Origin of the sequence: Asanoa sp. NPDC050611, assembly GCF_040654855.1 — a bacterium.
In the GTDB taxonomy this organism is placed as follows: domain Bacteria; phylum Actinomycetota; class Actinomycetes; order Mycobacteriales; family Micromonosporaceae; genus Asanoa.
On the sequence record NZ_JBFAIU010000044.1, the window covers coordinates 1 to 17,067 of the forward strand.

Here is a 17,067-nt window from a genome sequence, read left to right on the forward strand (position 1 = left end):
TGCGACCTGCGCACCGTGCCCGGCATGGCCGAGGCCGACGTGCGGTCGCTCCTGGACGGCTGGGCCCGCGCCGCCGGCGCCAAGATCGTCTTCGACGACGTCCTCGCCTGGATCCCGAGCGCCGAGATCCGGGTCGACCACCCGCTGGTCGCGGCCGCGGTCGCGGCGACCGGCGCGGTCCTCGGCGCGCCGCCGCCGCTGTCGGTCTTCCCGGGCACGACAGACGCGCCGTGGTTCGAGGCGGCCGGGATCCCCACGTTGCCGTCGCTCGGTCCAGGGATCCTCACCCACTGCCACGGCCCGAACGAGTTCGTCCGAGCGGACGCCGTCCACGAGGCCGCGGAGATCTACGCCCGCACGATCCTCGCCTACTGCGGCATCGCGGGAGCGTGAGAGCCAGCGCCGTCCAAGCCGGTTGATGGGTGTCGAAGCCGGAGACTTCACATATTGCGGGCGCCGGCCCTGACGGCTTCGCGGATCCGCGAGTACGTGCCGCAGCGGCAGATGTTGCGGATGCCGTCCAAATCCGCGTCGGTGATCGCGCGGCCTTCGGCCGCGACCCTCCGGACCAGGTCCACCGCTGCCATGATCTGGCCGGGCTGACAGTATCCACACTGGACGACGTCGTGGTCGATCCACGCCTCCTGCATCGGGTGCAGGGGCCGGCCCACGGTGGCCGGCAGGCCTTCGATGGTCGTGACCTCGTCGTCCGGCCGCAGCTCACCGACCGGAACCGAACAGGGGCGAAACGCCTTGCCGTTGAGGTGGCTGGTGCACGCCTTGCAGACGTCGACGCCGCAGCCGTACTTCGGCCCGGTGACGCCGAGGACGTCCCGCAGCACCCACAGCAGGCGCACGTCGCCGGCAACGTCAACGGTGACCCGCACGCCATTCAGCATGAAGGTGTGCTCTGGCACTGCGGTCTCCTTCTGTCGCGTGACGATTCAGCGAGCGTCGTCCAGACCGTCGGTCGGCGACGCCGGGATGGGCGGGACGGTCGGCATGGGGGTGAACGAGAGGGTGCCGTGGTTGATCGGGAAGGTCGTCGGCATCGTCCCGGTGGCGCGACCGTAGGCGCAGGCGACCGCGGCCATCGCGGGGGCAACCGCTAGCTCGCCGGCGCCACCGGGCTGGTCCGCCGTGCTGGGCATGACGATGATCTGCACGACGTGCGGTGTGTTCCACTGTCGCGTGTAGAAGTAGTTGTCCCAGCTGGCTTCGAGGAAGTGTCCGTCGCGCAGGTGGAGGCTCGACGTCAGCGCGAGCGCGATCCCGTCCATGATGCCGCCCATCATCTGTGCTTCCAGGCCGCGCGGGTTGACGACCAGACCGACGTCGACGGCGAGGACGACCTTCGTGACGCGGGGGCCGGCCACCCCGTCGCGGATCGGCCGGTCGACTGTCTCGGGACGGCAGTCGATCTCCACCAGCACCGCGCTGACCGACTTGTACTCAGCGTGCACGGCGATGCCCTGTGCGGTGTGGGCCGGCATGGACCGGCCCCAGCCGCCGGCTTCGGCGACCGTCGCCAGCACCGCTCGCGCCCGGTCGTCCCGCAGGTACGCCCGGCGGAACTGGTAGGCGTCCCGGCCGCGCCGCGCCGCGAGCTGGTCGACGACGAGTTCGCGGGCGCAGGCGACGTCGGGCGAGTAGACGTTGCGCATGCTGCCCGTGTTGAAGCCCTTGTCGGTTTCGTTGAGCAGCCGGCTGTCGGCGCCGACGTGGTAGGGCATGTTCTGGCTGAGCAGGAAGAAGGTCTCGGAGAACCCGATGTCGCCGACCGGGAGCCGGGCCGCGAAGGCCGTGATGATCTCGCCGAGTCCATGGCTGAGGTCGGTGGCGACGCTGGTGTGGCGTTGGGTGTAGCCGAGCACGGCGTCGCCGATGTGGCTGACCCGGACCCGCGACAACGCCATCGGATGGGTGCGGCCCTGCCGGGAGTCGTCGGCGCGGTGCCACATGAGCTTGACGGGCTTCCCGATCGCCCTGGACACCTCGGCGGCTTCCAGTGCCGCGTCGAAGAACAGCTTGCGGCCGAACGAACCACCGCCTTCCGTCACGTGCACGGTGACCCGGTTGACCGGCAGGCCCAGCTTCGAGGCGATGGTCTGCTGCGCCACGATCGGCGACTTGAGGGCGGCCCAGATCTCGGCCCGGTCGGCCCGCACGTCGGCGATCGCGCAGTTGGGCTCCAGCGCGCTGTTGCTCCGGAAGTGGAACGTGAACCTGGCCTCGACAACGGAGGTAGGGGGCCGCGGCCCGAGCGGCAGCTCCGCGGCTTCCAGTTCGCGCAGGACCGACTGGTCGGACTTTCCTTCCGCGGTGCCGGGCATCCAGGTGACGCGCAGCGCGCGTACGCCGTCGATGCACTGCCCGAACGTGGCGGCGCGCACCGCGACCCCGGTGGAGATCACCACGACATCCGTGACACCCGGCATCGCGCGGACGTCGCTCAGGTTGGCCACCGAGCCGACCCTGCCGTTGATCGTCGGTGGGCGACACACCATCGTCGGTTGGGCGTTCGGCACGGTGAGGTCCATGGCGAACATCTTTCGGCCGGTCACCGCGTCGCGCGCGTCGACCCGGTTGCGCGGCGTGCCGATGACGGTGAAGCGCTCTCGGGCGGTGAGCTCGACCGTCATCGGCAGGGTCCGGGCGCTTGCCGCCGCCGCGGCGAGCGCGCCGATGTCGATGCCGCGGCCGGAGCGGTCGATGATCGCTCCGGCCCGCAGCGACAGGTCCCGGGACGCGGTGCCGAGTTGGCGTGCCGCTGCGTCGAGCAGCCGCTGTCGGGCGACCGCGGCCGCGACCCGGATCGGTGTGTAGGTGGCTACGGTGGTGTTCGATCCGCCGGTGAGCTGGTTGAACAGCAGCTCTGGCCGGGCGTCGGCGAGGGTGACCCGTACCCGGTCCACTGGTACCTGTAGCTCCTCGGCGATCAGCATCGCGGTCGACGTGGTGATGCCTTGCCCGACCTCGGCCCGGGGGAGTGCGAAGGACACCGTGCCGTCCTGGTTGACCTGGACCGCGATGAGACCCGAGGTCGGCAGCGCTGCCACGGTCATCAGGTCGTTGAGGTCGACCAGGTCCGTCAGCTCCGGTGACGGGGCCGCACCGGCGGAGGCGCTTTCGGTGGCCAGGCCGAGCTCGGCGGCCGCCAGCAACGTGGGGGCCGCGAGCACGTACCCGAGGAAGCGTCGCCGTGGGACGGGCACGTCCATCTCGTTGCCTGTCAGGTCGGCCGGTTGGTCAACGGCATGACGATCTTCGTCTCCTCACCCTTGGTGAGGTAGAAGAGGATGTAGCGCCGGAGCGCCTCGTCGATGACCCAGGCGATCTGTGGCACCAGCGGCAGCGGGATCAATCCTTCCCGGAAGCGCACCAGAATTGGCCAGGCATTCTCGAGGAGCGGCGTCCAGACCGGTTCGCGGGGAATGCCGTCCCAGGCGGCGACCTGGTCCCCGACCAGATACCGGGCGAGCGCGTTGACGAGCGACCGACTCGCGCCGGTGCCGAGGCTGGTCTGATCGGCAAGCTGGCCGAGGAGGATGTCGGTCAGCTCGACACCTTCCGGGGTGGGGCCCATGTTCGGCGGCAGGACGACGTCCGACTGGGCGTTGGCGGCGTCCCACGTGGCTGGGATGTACTCGTCCCTGATGCCGAGCAGGTGCGCGGTCACCTGCCACACGTGCAGGTACGCCTCGGACTGCGCCGAGGTGATCGGGACCCGCCATTCCCGCATCTTGCGCATCGCGAACGTCGGCAGTGTGTGCCAGGTGACGAGCATGTCCGTCTGGCTGATCGGTATCTCACCGTTCCAATGGGGAGACTGCGGCAGTAGGTGCCGCACCGCCGCGTGCACCAGCCGCGTCTTCACGGCGTTGACGACGCAGTCGCCGTCGGGCCGGTAGGCGTTCAGGTCGCCGACGGCGAACCCCAGGATGCTCGTCTTGGCCACCCGGTCCTCCATGTCGGCGCCGCCGGCCGAGTAGTACACCGCCCGCGCCTCTTTCGGGATGGCCGTGCTCAGCATGCCGCCGCCCACGCCGTTGAGCAGATTGAGGTAGAGGCCTCGGGACTGGTTGAACTGGGCCGCGAGTTCCAGCTTGGCGCGGTCGGCCCAGGGCGGGAGTGCACGCGCCTGCTCGATGAAGTCGACGAGATCTGCCGGCAGCCCGGCCGGTAGGGGCTGATCGTTGCGGTTCCAGTTCCACAGGAGGTCGTTCACCTGCGCGACGAGGTTGCGCTGGTACAGCGAGGCGACCACGGGGTCGGCCTCCGGGTCCCAGACCCAGCGCGGGTCGGCGGCGGTGCCGGAGCCCGCGACCGAGCCCGTGGGCGACCAGATCCACGCCCACGCGGGTGTCGCCACGCCGAGCACGGACGCCGCGCCCAACGCGCTTCCGGTGAGCAGCACCCTGCGCCTGCTTACTTCCGTCATTGCGGGACTCCTCGACGATCGACGGTCAGGACGGGCGGTTCGCGGTCGGAATCTCGATGCTGATCGGCCAGCCCTCGTTCAGGAAGATGAGCGCGGCCCTGCGCAGGAACTCCTCGAACAGCCAGTAGGCGGCCGGGGCCAACGGGAACGGGAGCAGTCCTTCGCGGACGAGGACGAACGGTCCCCAGGCTGTGCGCAGGAGCGTGTCCCAGAGCGGCTCCCGCGGAATGCGTAGCCACCCGGCGATCTGGTCGCCGAGCAGGAAGCGGGTGAAGGAGCCGAGGATGGGTTTGGTGAGGATGCCGGCGTCGATGGGCTCTCCGAGACTGAGGAGGATGTCGGCCAGCGCGATACCTTCGTTCGTCGGCGCCAGCACCGGGTCCAGGATCTGCCGGGACTGTGAGTTGGCCTCGGCCCACGTCGCCGGGATGTACTCGTCCTTGATCCCCAGCATGTGCGCGCACACCTGCCACGAGTGCAGGAAGGCGTCGGACTCGTCGGCGGGGATGGGCACCCCCCAGGCGGTCAGCTTCTGCATGACGGTGGTGGGCAGGCTGTGCCAGGTGACCATCATGTCGCGCTGGCTGATCGGGATCTCCTCGTCCGCGGCGCCCTCCCAGCGCGGGGACTGTGGCAGCAGGTGGCGCACGGCCGCGTGGACCAGCCGGGTCTTGACGCAGGTCACGATCATCTCGCCGTCGGGCAGGTACGCGTCGCGGGCGCCGATGTCGTAACCGAGCTTGGCGGTCTTGGCGATGCGGTCCTTCATGTCCGCGCCGCCCTGGGAGTAGTAGACCGCACGTGCCTCTCTCGGGATGGCGGTGCTCATCATGCCGCTGGCGAACCCGTACAGCACGCCGAGGTAGAGTCCGCGCTTGTCGTTGAAGCGGACCGCTGTCGCCAGCTTGTCCGGGTCGGCCCAGGCGGGCATCTGTCGCGCGTACTCCATGAAGTCCCGCAGGTCGGCCGGCAGGCCCGCGGGCAGCGGCTGCGCGTTCCTGGTCCAGGTACGCAGCAGCTGGTTGACTCCCGGGACGGCGCCACGGTCGATGAGGGAGGCGACCAGCGGGTCGGCTTCCGGGTCCCACACCCACCGCGGGTCCGCGCCCGCTCCCGCGCCGGCCACCGAGCCGCTGGGCGACCAGGTCCACGCCCGGGCGGGTGCGGCGACACCCAGGGATCCGAGGGCGCCCAGCGCGCCTCCGGCGACGAGAAGGCCGCGCCTGCTCAGTTTGTCCATACTCGACTCCTCCTCCGTTCCTCCTCGTCGGCCCGGGGAGCATCGCGTTCGACTGTTACGGTGAAACGGGACGTGTCACTGTGTTTCATTCACATCACATCACAGCACACCGCTCGTACGGTCACAAGAGTTCGAGAGCATCAAATATTGAGATGTATAAATGTGAGTGGGCAGGCGGTGGCGGGGCGTCGGCTGACGGCGCCCTCGACGCGTGCGGCGATGCCCGCTAGCGGAATTGCTCCCCGCGTGCCGCCATGTCCAGGAGTAGGTCGGGGGCGGCGAACCGGTCACCATAGCGCTCGTGCAGTTCCGCCGCCCGCTTGACGAACCCGGGCAACCCGCCGGCGTACTGGTTCACGTACTGCAGAACGCCACCGGTCCAGCCGGGAAACCCGATGCCGAGGATGGATCCCACATTGGCGTCGGCGACGGTCGTCACCACGCCGTCCTCGAGGCAGCGGACGGACTCGAGCGCCTCGACGAAGAGCATGCGCTCCTGCATGTCGGTGAACGGGATATCGGTGCCTCGGACGAAGTGCTCGACCAATCCCCGCCACAGCCCGATCCGTTTGCCGGACTCGTCATAGTCGTAGAAGCCGGCGCCCGAGGATCGACCACGTCGGTCGAACTCGTCGATCATCCGGTCGATGACGATGTCGGCCGGATGTTGGTGCCAGCTGCCGCCGGCGGCCCGCACCGCCTCGGCCGTCTCCTGCCGGATCCGTCGAGGCAGGGTGAGCGTGAGATCGTCCATGAGGGACAGCACGGGCGCCGGATATCCCGCCTGGCTGCTGGCCTGCTCGACGGACGCGGGATGGACGCCCTCGGCCAGCATGGCGAGACCCTCGTTCGTGAACGTACCGATCACGCGGCTGGTGAAGAACCCGCGGCTGTCGTTGACGACGATCGGGGTCTTGCGGAGGTGGGCCACGAGGTCGAGAGCGCGGGCGACCGTCTCGTCGCTGGTGCGTTCGCCTTTGACGATCTCGACCAGGGGCATCCGGTCGACCGGCGAGAAGAAGTGCAGCCCGATGAAGTCGGTCGGACGGGCGACACCGCGGGCGAGCTCGGTGATCGGCAGGGTCGAGGTGTTGGACGCGAGCAACGCGCCGGAAGCGACGACGTCCTGGATCTCCGCGAAGACGCGTCGCTTGAGGGTGGGGTCCTCGAACACCGCCTCGATGACCACCTGGACGCCGGCGAGGTCGGCCGGGGTGGCGGTCGGGTGGATCCGGGCGAGCAACACCTCCGCCTTGCCCGACGTGGACCGGCCGCGGGCGACCGCCTTGTCGACCAGGCGACGCGCGTAGTCCTTGCCGCGCTCGGCCGCTTCGACCGAGACGTCCTTGAGTACGACGTCGAGACCCGCCTTGGCGCAGACGTACGCGATGGCGGCCCCCATCATGCCGGCGCCCAGGACGCCGACCCGGGTCACCACGCGTGGGGTGTGGGCCGGCGGCCGCGGCCGGTTGGTCACCTGTTGCATGTCGAAGAAGAAGGCATTGATCATGTTCTTGGCGACCGGACCGGTCATCACGTCGACCAGGTAGCGGCTCTCGACGGTGAGCGCGGTGTCGACGTCGACCTGCAGGCTCTCCACCGCGGCGGCCAGGATGGCCCGCGGTGCGGGGTACGGCGCGCCCTTGAGCTCCTTGCGCAGGTTGGCCGGGAACGAAGGCAGCGACAGGGCCAGCGAAGGGTTCCTGGGAGTCCCACCGGGAACCTTGTAGCCCGGGGTGTCCCAGGGCTGCACCGCCTCGGGTCCGCCGAGGATCCAGGTTCGCGCCGCGGCCAGCAGCTCGCTCGGCGGCACCACGTCGTGGACCAGGCCGAGCTCGGCCGCGGCGGTCGGGCCCGGTCGCTGGCCCCGCATCAGCAACTCGGTCAGCGCCGTCACGAGACCGAGCATCCGCACCGTGCGGACGATCCCGCCGCCGCCGGGGATCAGCCCGAGCGTCACCTCCGGGAAACCCAGTTCCAGCCGGGGGACGTCGGCCACGATGCGGCGGTGACAGGCGAGCGCGATCTCCAGGCCGCCACCCAACGCGGATCCGTTGATCGCCGCCACCACCGGCCGGCCCAGCGTCTCCAACCGGCGCAGCTGCCGTTTGACCCGCTCGACGTGCGCGAAGACCTCGGCCGCCGTCTCGGGCGTGGCCTGGCGGAGCACGTCGAGGTCGCCGCCGGCGAAGAAGGTCTTCTTGGCCGAGGTCAGGATGACTCCGCGGACCTGGTCACGCTCGGCGACCAGACGCTCCACGGTGGACTCCATGCTCTCGACGTAGACCGCGTTCATGGTGTTGGCACCCCGGGTGGGGTCGTCCATGGTGAGCGTGACGATGCCGTCGGCGTCGCGGTTCCAGTGGATCATGCTCGTCTCGTTCATCCGGCCCTCACACGCGCTCGATGATGGTTGCGATGCCCATGCCACCGCCCACGCACAGGGTGGCCAGGCCACGGCGGAGGTCCCGGCGTTCGAGCTCGTCGAGCAGCGTGCCGAGGATCATGGCCCCGGTCGCGCCCAGCGGGTGGCCCATCGCGATGGCGCCGCCGTTGACGTTGACCCGATCCAGGTCCAACCCCATGACGTCGACGAAGCGCAGCACCGCGGCGGCGAACGCCTCGTTGATCTCGACCAGGTCGATGTCCTCGATGGACATGCCGGCCGCCGCCAGCACCTTGTGGGAGGCGGGGGCCGGCCCGGTGAGCATGATCGTCGGATCGGCGCCGCTGACGGCGGTGGCCACCACCCGGGCCCGCGGGTTCAGCCCCGTCTGTTCGGCTGCCCGGCCGCTGCCGACGACGACCAGTGACGCGCCGTCGACGATGCCGGAGGAGTTGCCGGCCGTGTGGACATGGTTGATCCGCTCGACCCGGTGGTAACGCTGCAGGGCGACCGCGTCGAAGCCACCGAGATCACCGATGCCGGCGAACGACGGGGCCAACCCGGCCAGGGACTCGACGGTGGTGCCGGGGCGGACGTGCTCGTCGCGGTCCAGCACGACCAGACCGTTGCGGTCGCGCACCGGTACGACGGATCGGGCGAAGTAGCCGTTGGCCCAGGCCTTGGCCGCCCGTTCCTGGGACAGCGCCGCATACCGGTCCACGTCCGGCCGGCCGTAGCCGTCCAGGGTGGCGATGAGGTCGGCGCTGATGCCCTGCGGGACGAAGCCGCTGTCGTAGTTGGTCTCCGGGTCGAGGGCCCAGGCACCACCGTCCGAGCCCATCGGGACCCGGGACATCGACTCGACGCCGCCGGCCAGGACGAGGTGTTCCCACCCGGAGCGGACCTTCTGCGCGGCGAGATTGACCGCCTCCAGGCCGGACGCGCAGAAGCGGTTGACCTGCACACCGGCCACCGTGTCGGGCAGCCCGGCGACGATCGCGGCCGTCTTGGCGATGTCGGCCCCTTGGTCCGCCACCGGTGAGACGACCCCCAGGACGATGTCGTCGACCAGCGCCGGGTCCAGACCGGGGTTGCGGCGCCGCACCTCGTCCACCAGCCCGACCACGAGTTGAACCGGTTTCACGCCGTGCAGCGCTCCGGACGGCTTGCCTCTGCCGCGGGGGGTGCGGATCGCGTCGAAAATGTACGCCTCGTCGGTCGGCATGCCACACCTCCATGCGAATTGCGGTTAACTTTCCAGGTCGTCGGCGCCGCGTGTCAAGATGGCTTCCGGAACTCGCGACGAGAGGCACGGCGTGACCGCACGACAGGCGCTGGACGGCACGACCCCGGTGAAGCGCCCCAAGGACCGCAAGGCGCAGATCGCGCTGGCCGCCGCCGAGCTGTTCTGCGAGCGGGGATACCACGGTGTCGGCATCGACGAGATCGCCGGTAGGGTCGGCATCAGCGGCCCGGCGGTGTACCGCCACTTTCCCAACAAGTACGCCATGCTGTCCCACGCCACCCGCGAGCTGTCCGACGCGGTCCTGGCCGCGACCGCCGCGACGCCGGGCCAGCCACCACGGGAACGGCTCGACCAGATGCTGGTGGAGCTGGCGCGGTTGGGCGTGCAGCGGCGCCGGGTCGGCGGCCTGTACCAGTGGGAGCTGCGCTACCTCGAGGCGGACGACCGCGACCGGTTGCTCGCCGACGCGCGAACGGTGATCAACAGGATCGCGCAGCCGTTGCGATCGGAGCGGCCCGATCTCGCGCCGCGGGATGCGCGGCTGCTGGCGCGGGCGGTGCTGAGCCTGATCGGCAGCCTGTCCACGCATCGGGCCGCGATCGCGCCCGGCCGGGCGCAGGAGCTCCTGCGCGACGCGGGGTGGCGCCTGCTGCGGGCGACGGTCACGCAGCCGGTGCGGACGGCGGCGCGGCGGCCGGCGCCCGCCGATCCCGGCCTGCGGTCACGACGCGAAACGATCATGGCGGAGGCGCTGCGGCTGTTCCACCAGCACGGCTACCACGCCGTGACGATGGAGGACATCGCCGCCGCGTCCGGCACCCGGGCCTCCAGCTTGTACCGGCACTTCCCTTCCAAGAGCGAACTGCTGGCCGCGGTCTACTACCGGGCGGCCGACCGGGTCGCCGCCGCGACCGCGACCGCCCTGGGCACGGCGGCAAGCCACGAGGACGCCCTCGCCCGCCTGGTCGACTCCTACGTCGAGATGGTCTTCGGGCAGAGCGACCTGATCACGGTGTACCAGAACGAGAACACCAATCTCCCGGACAAGGACCGGCACGAGCTGCGCCGCGCCCAGCGCGCACACGTCGAGGAGTGGGTCCGCGTCCTCAACCTGCGGCGCCCGGCGATGAGCACCGCCGACTGCCGGGTCCTCGCCCACGGCGCGCTCAACCTGATCGTCGACCTCGGCAACAGCGTCGCGTTCGACCGCGGTGCCGGCATCGACCGCGTGGTGGCCGGCCTGGCCCACGACCTGCTCGACGTGCCCGCTCGGTAAGGCCGCGTTCGCAGCGGGCGCTGCCGCGCCATCCGTGCCGGCGCATTGCCATCTTCTCAAGAAGTTAACCGTCGTTTACAGTCGGGTCCGTGGATGCCCGAGCTGCGTCGGGCGTCCCCGCATCGATCTCGCCGTCGAGGAGGCGCAGCGATGTCGCAAGCGAGCGTTGCCGATTCCGAAGTCTGTCTGCGGACCGCGTCAACCCACACGATCCCGTCGTTGCTGCACCGCAATGCCGAGCAACACGGTGATCGCCCGGCGATCAGCGTGGTCGGCGACCCCGGTCCGGCGCTGACGTGGCGACAGGTGCGGGAACGCGTCGCCGCCCTGGCCCGTGGCCTGGCCGACCTTGGCGTCCAGGCCGGCGACCGGGTACTCATCATGATGTCCAGCCGACCCGAGCACTGGTTGGTCGACCTGGCCCTCGTCCACCTCGGAGCATTGCCGTCCACCGTGTACGCCACCCTGAGCGCGGACCAGTTGGCGTACCTGGCGGCGCACAGCCGGGCCCGCCTGGTCGTGCTCGAGGGCGCCGAACAGCTCCGGCGGTGGCGACCGGTCCTGGCGCAGTCGAGCACCGTCGAGCGGGTCGTGGTGCTCGACGCGAACGCGGCCCCACCGGACGACCCGGCCTTCGTCGCGTACGACTCGGTGCTGGCGACCGGCGCCGTCGCGCACGCTGCCGACCCGTCGGCGTTCGACGCCACCTGGCGCCAGGTGACCTCGCAGGACCCGGTGACCGTGCTCTACACCTCGGGCACCACCGGCGATCCGAAGGCGGTCGCCCTGAGCCACCTCAACGTCATCTACCAGGCGGCCTGCCTGGAGGCGACGGTACCCACCCCCGACCACGCGGACTCGGTCGCCTACCTGCCGCTGGCCCACATCGCCGAGCGGATGCTGGGCATCTACAACGTGGTGTACCGCGCCGGACACGTCCACATCTGCGCGGACCCGACGAACCTGCTGCCGGCGCTGCAAGAGGTACGGCCGGCCTCGTTCTTCGGCGTGCCGCGCATCTGGGAGAAGATGGCGACCGGGCTCCAGGTTCGCGTCGGCGGCCTGCCGACGGAGCAGCGGGCCGGCGTGCAGCGCGCGACGGACGTCGCGCTCACCGTCCACAAGCACCGGGAAACGGGGTCGCCGGTGCCCGCGGACCTCGCCGGCGAGTTCGCGGCGCTCGACGACGCGGTGCTCCGCCCGATCCGGGCGATCCTGGGCCTGGACGCCACGATCTGGCCGGGCAGCGGGGCCGCGCCGATCCCGGTCGAGGTTCTCCGGACCCTGGCGGGCTTCGGCGTGGGTGTCCTCGAAGTGTGGGGGATGACCGAGACGACCGGCACGGCGACCATCAACACGCCCGATCGCTTCCGCACCGGCACCGTCGGGCGGCCGAACCTCGGCATGGAGGTTCGGGTCGCGGCCGACGGCGAGATCCTCGTGCGCGGCCCGCTGGTCTGCCTCGGCTACCTGGAAGACACCGGCGCCATCGCACCGGCCACCGATCCGGACGGCTGGCTGGCCACCGGCGACGTCGGCGTCCTCGACTCCGACGGGTTCCTGACGATCACCGACCGCAAGAAGGAACTGATCATCAATTCGAGCGGGAAGAACATCTCCCCCGCACACGTCGAAAGCCTGATCCGGTCGAACCCGCTGGTCGGCTACGTCGCGGCCATCGGCGATCGCCGGCCGTACGTCACCGCGCTCGTGGTGCTCGACGAGGAGATGGCGCCGATCTGGGCCCGCGGCCAGGGGCTGGGCGTGCTCGGCTACCGGGACCTGGCCACCCACCCCGCCGTCGTCGCCGCGATCGAGGCGGTCATCACCGCCGCCAACGACAAGCTGTCCCGGCCCGAGTGGGTGCGCAGGTTCCGGATCCTGACCGAGCCGTGGACCGCCGAATCAGGCGAGCTGACGCCGAAGCTCAGCATGCGCCGCGCCGTCATCGCGGCCCGCTACGCCGACGTGATCGACGCCATGTACGCCGACGAGCCGTCGCCCTGACCGTCGTCGACGGACCGGGCGGCACCGCTCAGGGGAGGAGTTGCCGGAGCCGGGCCAGATCCTCGGCCGGCTCCGGCCCCACCGGGGTCACGTTCAACACCGTCACTCCCGCGGCGGCGAACGCCGCGACGCGCCGGCGTACGAAGTCCGGTGTCCCGACCAGGCTCGTGAGCTCCACGAACTCGGCGGGGATCGCGGCCGCGGCCTCCTCCTTACGCCCGGCGAGGTAGAGGTCCTGCACGCGGTCGGCCTCGCTGGCATAGCCGTAGCGGCGCGCGAGGTCCGCGTAGAAGTTGCGACCCTTGGCTCCCATGCCGCCGATGTAGAGGGCCATCGCGGGTCGGGCCAGGTCCCGGTGCGCCTCGAGGCCGTCGCCGATCGCCAGCGGGCCGCCGGCGACCACCTCGAGCGGGGCCAGATCGGCAGGGCGCTTCGCCGCGCCGGCGGCCAGCGCGCCGCCCCAGACGTCGTGGGCGCGCTCGGGGATGAACAACGCCGGCATCCAGCCGTCGGCGATCTCTGCGGTCATCCGGACGTTCGCTTCGCCGAGCGCGGCGACGTAGATCGGAATGCGGTCCCGGACCGGCCGGGTGAGCAGCTTGAGCGGCTTGCCCAGGCCGGTGCCGCGGCCCGCGGGCAACGGCAACTGGTAGATGCCGTCATGGGCGACGGTCTCGCGCCGCCACACCCGCCGGCAGATCTCCACCACCTCGCGGGTACGGCCGAGCGGCCGGTCGTACTCGACGCCGTGCCACCCCTCGACGACCTGGGGGCCGGACGCGCCCAGACCGAGGATCGCCCTTCCCCGCGACACCGCGTCGAGCCCGGCCGCCGTCTGCGCGATCAGTGTGGGCGTGCGTGAGTAGATGGGCAGGATCGCCGAACCGATCGCGGCACGTCGGGTCAGCGCGGCCAGGTATCCCATCAGCGTCGGCGAGTCGAACCCGTACGCCTCGGCGACCCAAAGGATGTCCACCCCGGCCGACTCCCACGCCACCGCCTGGCGCACGGTGGTCTCCGGATCGCCGGCGTAGGGCAGAGTGGCACTCAGTCGCATGGATTCCCTTTCGCGGAGGATTTTGACATTTGATATCGTCGCCGTCATGGCGTCGTCGCTCAATCCCCGCCCACAGCTCTCCGAGGAGGTCGCGCTCCACATCCGCGACCTGATCATGAACGGAACGCTGCGGCCCGGCGAGCGGCTGCGGCTCGAAGACCTCGCCGCGCAGCTCGGCGTGAGCATCACGCCGGTTCGGGAAGCCCTCTTGACGCTGCGCGGTGAGGACCTGGTCGAGCTGCAACCGCGCAGGGGCTATGTGGTGGCGCCGATGGTCCGGCAGGACATCGAGGATGTGTTCGCGTTGCAGGCCGAGCTGGCCGGTGAGCTCGCCGCGCGCGCGTCCCGGCGGTCGACCGCCGACCAGGCGGGGGAGTTGGCAAGGATGCAGGCGGCCCTGCGGCAGGCGGCCGCCGATGCCCGCCTGGCGGAGCTGGAGCAGCTCGAGTTCGACTTCCACCGCCTGATCAACCGCACCGCCGGGGCGCGCAAGCTCGCCTGGTTCCTGCACACGTTGACCCGCTATACGCCGGCCCGGTTCTACTCGTCCGACCCCGCTTGGCGGGCCAACATGATCTCTGATCACCAGGCCCTGCTGGACGCGCTGGCCGCCCGTGATCCCGACGCCGCGCGGGCGGCGATGGCACGTCACTTCACCGACGGCGCCCAGCGCCTGGTCAAGCACCTCGACGAGATCGGCGTCTGGCACGAGGGCTCGTCTCAATGACCGCGCCCGTGCCGCATCCGGAACAGCCGTAGTGCGGTGCGGACCGCGCGCGGGCTGGCGTCGAACCGCATCAGGTCGATCGGTGCCCGGCAGCGCTGCCACGTGACCGCCTTGGGCCGGCTGAACTCGCGCAGGCCGTCGGCGCCGTGGACGCGGCCGAACCCGGAGTCGCCGACGCCGCCGAAGGGCAGCGCCGGGACGGCCGCGAAACCGAGCACCGAGTTCACCGACACCGCGCCGGTGCGCAGCCGGCGGGCGGTCGAGAGCCCGCGTGCCTTGTCGCGAGTGAAGATCGCGGCGGCCAGCCCGTACGGGGACGCGTTGGTCAGCCGGATCGCCTCCTCGACGTCGCGGACCGGGTTGACCACGAGTGTCGGGCCGAACGTCTCCTCGCGCATCGCGCGGCTGTCCTCGGCCACGCCGGTCAGCACGATCGGTTCGACGAACGGTGCTCGGATCGAGTCGGTGCCGCCGAGCGCCGCCACGCCACCCCCGGCCAGTGCGTCGCTGACATGGCGCCGCACGACCTCGATCTGCCCGGGCATGGTCATCGGCCCGTACGCCGCACTGTCGTCGGCGCCGGGCCGGACGGCCGACGCCTTCTCCGTCACCGCGGCGAGGAACCGGTCGTAGACGTCGGCGACGACGTAGACCCGTTCCACCCCGGCACAGGTCTGCCCGGCGTTGCCCAGACCGCCGAAGACGGCCGCGCCGGCCGCGGCGTCGAGGTCGGCGTCGGCCGCGACGATGAGGGCGTCCTTGCCGCCGGCCTCGACGACGAGGGGGGTGAGCCGGGTCGCGCAGGCCGCCATGACCCGGCGGGCGGTGTCCGCGGATCCGGTGAAGGCGACCATGTCCACATCAGACTCCACCACGGCCTGGCCCGTCCTGCCGTCGCCGATGACGACCTGCAGCACCGGCTCGGGACAGACCCGGGCCCAGGCGTCGGCGAGCCACTGTCCCACCCCCGGGGTGTACTCGCTGGGTTTGAACACGACCGCGTTGCCGGCGGCCAGCGCGTACGAGATCGAGCCCAGCGGGGTGTAGACCGGGTAGTTCCACGGACCGATCACCCCGACCACGCCGAACGGGACATATTCGAGCAGCGCCCGCTGGTTCATCGCGAGCACCCCGGCCGCGACCTTGCGGCGACGGAGGACCTTGTGCGCGTTGCGGGCGGCCCAGTCCAGGTGTTCGACCGCGAGCATCACCTCGAGCAGGGCTCCCGTGGTCGGCTTTCCCGTCTCCGCCCGGATCACCGCGGCGAGATCGGCGCTGCCCGCCACGAGTTCCGACTTCCACCGCAGCAGGGCGTCCCGCCGCTCCCGGGGGCGGCGGGAGGTCCACCAGAGACCGGCCGACCGGGCTCGGGTCACCACCTCCCGGACCGTCGCCTCGTCGGCGGCGGCGTGCTCGGCGACGACCTCGCCGGTCACCGGGTTGCGCGAGACGAGGGTGCTCATCTTTCCTCCGGAGCCGTCTGGATGTAATTTACATTTGATATTACAGTCGTCTCCGGCCGAAAGTGAAGGGCGCGACCATGGACGTGACCGCGGAACAGCAGGCGTTCGTTGCCGCCATCGAGTCGTTCTGTCAACGCGAATGCGGGACCCGTTCCCAGCGTGACGAGCTGACGAACAACGGGACCGACTCCCACAACCAGCCGCTGTACGAGAAGATGGCCGCCCTCGGCTGGTTGGGCGTGCACCTGGACCCGGAGCACGGCGGCGCCGGCGGCGGTCTCGTCGACCTCACGCTCTTCCTGGAAGCGACCACCCGTGGCATGGCACCGATCGGTGGCTTCGTCACGACGATGATCGCGGCCGCCGCCTACGCGAGATTCGGAACGCCCGAACAGCAGAAGGCCATCCTCGGTGGCGTGACACAGGGAGCGGTCGAGGCGATCGCGATGTCCGAGCCCGACGCCGGATCAGACGTGGCGAACATTTCCTGCCGGGCGACCGCGACCGACGGCGGCTTCGTGGTCAACGGACAGAAGACCTGGTGCTCCAACGCCCACATCGCCGACCACATCCTGCTCGTCGCCCGCACGGCGGCGTCCGGCCGCGGCCACCAGGGCCTGACCATGTTCATGGTGCCGAGGGGCGCGGACGGCCTCGTCGTGCGAGGCATCGACACGATGGGCGGCCGTGAGGTCAACGACCTGTTCTTCACCGACTGCTTCCTGCCGTCGTCGGCCGTCGTTGGCGAGGTCGGCAACGGCTGGCGGCAGCTGATGGCCGGCCTCAACCTGGAACGGCTGATCATGGGTGGCCTGATGCTCGGCGCCGCCCAGCGCGCCTTCGACGACACGCTTGCCTACATCAGCCAGCGCCAGCAGTTCGGCCGGCCGATCGGCACGTTCCAGGCGCTGCGGCACCGGATGGCCGACCTGGCCACCGAGATCGAGTGCTGCCGACTGCTGGTCTACGACGTGGCCGCCAAGGTGGACGCCGACCCGAACAGGTTGCTGCCGCGAGAGGCGTCGATGGTCAAGCTGAAGGTGACCGAGACGGCCAAGCGGATGGCGCTGGAGGGCATGCAGATGATGGGCGGCTACGGCTACGCCCGGGAGTTCGACATGGAGGGCCACGTCCGGCGCACCATCGTGTCGACGATCTACGGCGGCACCAGCGAGGTCCAGCGCGACATCATCGGCAAGACCTACGGGTTGTAGCCGAATCCGA

Annotated in this window: 13 protein-coding genes; 5 read left to right on the forward strand and 8 right to left on the reverse strand. The window is 70.6% G+C overall.

The annotated features are described in order from the left end of the window. Positions 1-393, forward strand: a 393-nt coding sequence (locus AB0H87_RS09840; RefSeq protein ID WP_360142229.1) for a M20/M25/M40 family metallo-hydrolase, incomplete at its 5' end; no start/stop codon positions are given. A gap of 47 nt (positions 394-440) precedes the next feature. Here AB0H87_RS09840 and AB0H87_RS09845 read toward each other — a convergent pair. From AB0H87_RS09845 to AB0H87_RS09870, 6 genes are all read right to left on the reverse strand, one after another. Next, positions 441-917, reverse strand: a complete 477-nt coding sequence (locus tag AB0H87_RS09845; protein ID WP_360142231.1) for a (2Fe-2S)-binding protein — start codon at positions 915-917, stop codon at positions 441-443. Positions 918-944: 27 nt separating this feature from the next. After that, on the reverse strand, positions 945-3,215 hold the full coding sequence (locus tag AB0H87_RS09850) for a molybdopterin cofactor-binding domain-containing protein (protein ID WP_360142233.1): 2,271 nt from the start codon (positions 3,213-3,215) through the stop codon (positions 945-947). Between the two features lie 17 nt (positions 3,216-3,232). Beyond that, positions 3,233-4,441 (reverse strand): oxygenase MpaB family protein, encoded by a 1,209-nt coding sequence (locus AB0H87_RS09855; protein WP_360142235.1) that lies wholly within the window; start codon positions 4,439-4,441, stop codon positions 3,233-3,235. Positions 4,442-4,466: 25 nt separating this feature from the next. Next, positions 4,467-5,681, reverse strand: coding sequence for an oxygenase MpaB family protein (locus AB0H87_RS09860; protein ID WP_360142237.1), 1,215 nt, complete (start codon positions 5,679-5,681; stop codon positions 4,467-4,469). Positions 5,682-5,907: 226 nt separating this feature from the next. Then, entirely contained in the window at positions 5,908-8,067 is a 2,160-nt protein-coding gene (locus AB0H87_RS09865; protein WP_360142239.1) for a 3-hydroxyacyl-CoA dehydrogenase NAD-binding domain-containing protein, read from the reverse strand. A gap of 7 nt (positions 8,068-8,074) precedes the next feature. Beyond that, complete coding sequence (locus tag AB0H87_RS09870; RefSeq protein ID WP_360142241.1) at positions 8,075-9,292, reverse strand: acetyl-CoA C-acetyltransferase; 1,218 nt, start codon at positions 9,290-9,292, stop codon at positions 8,075-8,077. 91 nt (positions 9,293-9,383) lie between these two features. Here AB0H87_RS09870 and AB0H87_RS09875 point away from each other — a divergent pair, with 91 nt between their 5' ends. Both AB0H87_RS09875 and AB0H87_RS09880 read left to right on the forward strand, forming a co-directional pair. Next, complete coding sequence (locus tag AB0H87_RS09875; RefSeq protein ID WP_360142243.1) at positions 9,384-10,589, forward strand: TetR/AcrR family transcriptional regulator; 1,206 nt, start codon at positions 9,384-9,386, stop codon at positions 10,587-10,589. A gap of 219 nt (positions 10,590-10,808) precedes the next feature. Next, positions 10,809-12,596 carry an AMP-dependent synthetase/ligase gene (locus AB0H87_RS09880; protein WP_360142245.1) on the forward strand — a complete coding sequence of 596 codons (1,788 nt, stop codon included), beginning with the start codon at positions 10,809-10,811 and terminating at the stop codon, positions 12,594-12,596. Positions 12,597-12,624: 28 nt separating this feature from the next. On the opposite strand, the gene AB0H87_RS09885 is transcribed toward AB0H87_RS09880, so the two are convergent. Beyond that, a complete protein-coding gene (locus AB0H87_RS09885; protein WP_360142247.1) occupies positions 12,625-13,653 on the reverse strand; it encodes an LLM class F420-dependent oxidoreductase in 1,029 nt (342 codons plus the stop codon). Between the two features lie 46 nt (positions 13,654-13,699). Between AB0H87_RS09885 and AB0H87_RS09890 the strand changes: the two genes are divergently transcribed. Beyond that, entirely contained in the window at positions 13,700-14,380 is a 681-nt protein-coding gene (locus tag AB0H87_RS09890; RefSeq protein ID WP_360142249.1) for a GntR family transcriptional regulator, read from the forward strand. Here AB0H87_RS09890 and AB0H87_RS09895 read toward each other — a convergent pair. Then, positions 14,374-15,843 carry an aldehyde dehydrogenase family protein gene (locus tag AB0H87_RS09895; protein ID WP_360142251.1) on the reverse strand — a complete coding sequence of 490 codons (1,470 nt, stop codon included), beginning with the start codon at positions 15,841-15,843 and terminating at the stop codon, positions 14,374-14,376. The genes AB0H87_RS09890 and AB0H87_RS09895 overlap by 7 nt on opposite strands. 77 nt (positions 15,844-15,920) lie before the next feature. On the opposite strand from AB0H87_RS09895, the gene AB0H87_RS09900 reads away from it, so the two are divergent. Continuing rightward, entirely contained in the window at positions 15,921-17,057 is a 1,137-nt protein-coding gene (locus AB0H87_RS09900; protein ID WP_360142253.1) for an acyl-CoA dehydrogenase family protein, read from the forward strand. Positions 17,058-17,067: the final 10 nt, after the last annotated feature.

Excerpts from the sequence above, each read along its gene's own strand:
- AB0H87_RS09855 (WP_360142235.1), bottom strand. The coding sequence starts at position 4,441 with ATGACGGAAGTAAGCAGGCGCAGGGTGCTGCTCACCGGAAGCGCGTTG.
- AB0H87_RS09860 (WP_360142237.1), bottom strand. The coding sequence starts at position 5,681 with ATGGACAAACTGAGCAGGCGCGGCCTTCTCGTCGCCGGAGGCGCGCTG.
- AB0H87_RS09865 (WP_360142239.1), bottom strand. The coding sequence starts at position 8,067 with ATGAACGAGACGAGCATGATCCACTGGAACCGCGACGCCGACGGCATC.
- AB0H87_RS09870 (WP_360142241.1), bottom strand. The coding sequence starts at position 9,292 with ATGCCGACCGACGAGGCGTACATTTTCGACGCGATCCGCACCCCCCGC.
- AB0H87_RS09885 (WP_360142247.1), bottom strand. The coding sequence starts at position 13,653 with ATGCGACTGAGTGCCACTCTGCCCTACGCCGGCGATCCGGAGACCACC.
- AB0H87_RS09890 (WP_360142249.1), top strand. The coding sequence starts at position 13,700 with ATGGCGTCGTCGCTCAATCCCCGCCCACAGCTCTCCGAGGAGGTCGCG.
- AB0H87_RS09895 (WP_360142251.1), bottom strand. The coding sequence starts at position 15,843 with ATGAGCACCCTCGTCTCGCGCAACCCGGTGACCGGCGAGGTCGTCGCC.
- AB0H87_RS09900 (WP_360142253.1), top strand. The coding sequence starts at position 15,921 with ATGGACGTGACCGCGGAACAGCAGGCGTTCGTTGCCGCCATCGAGTCG.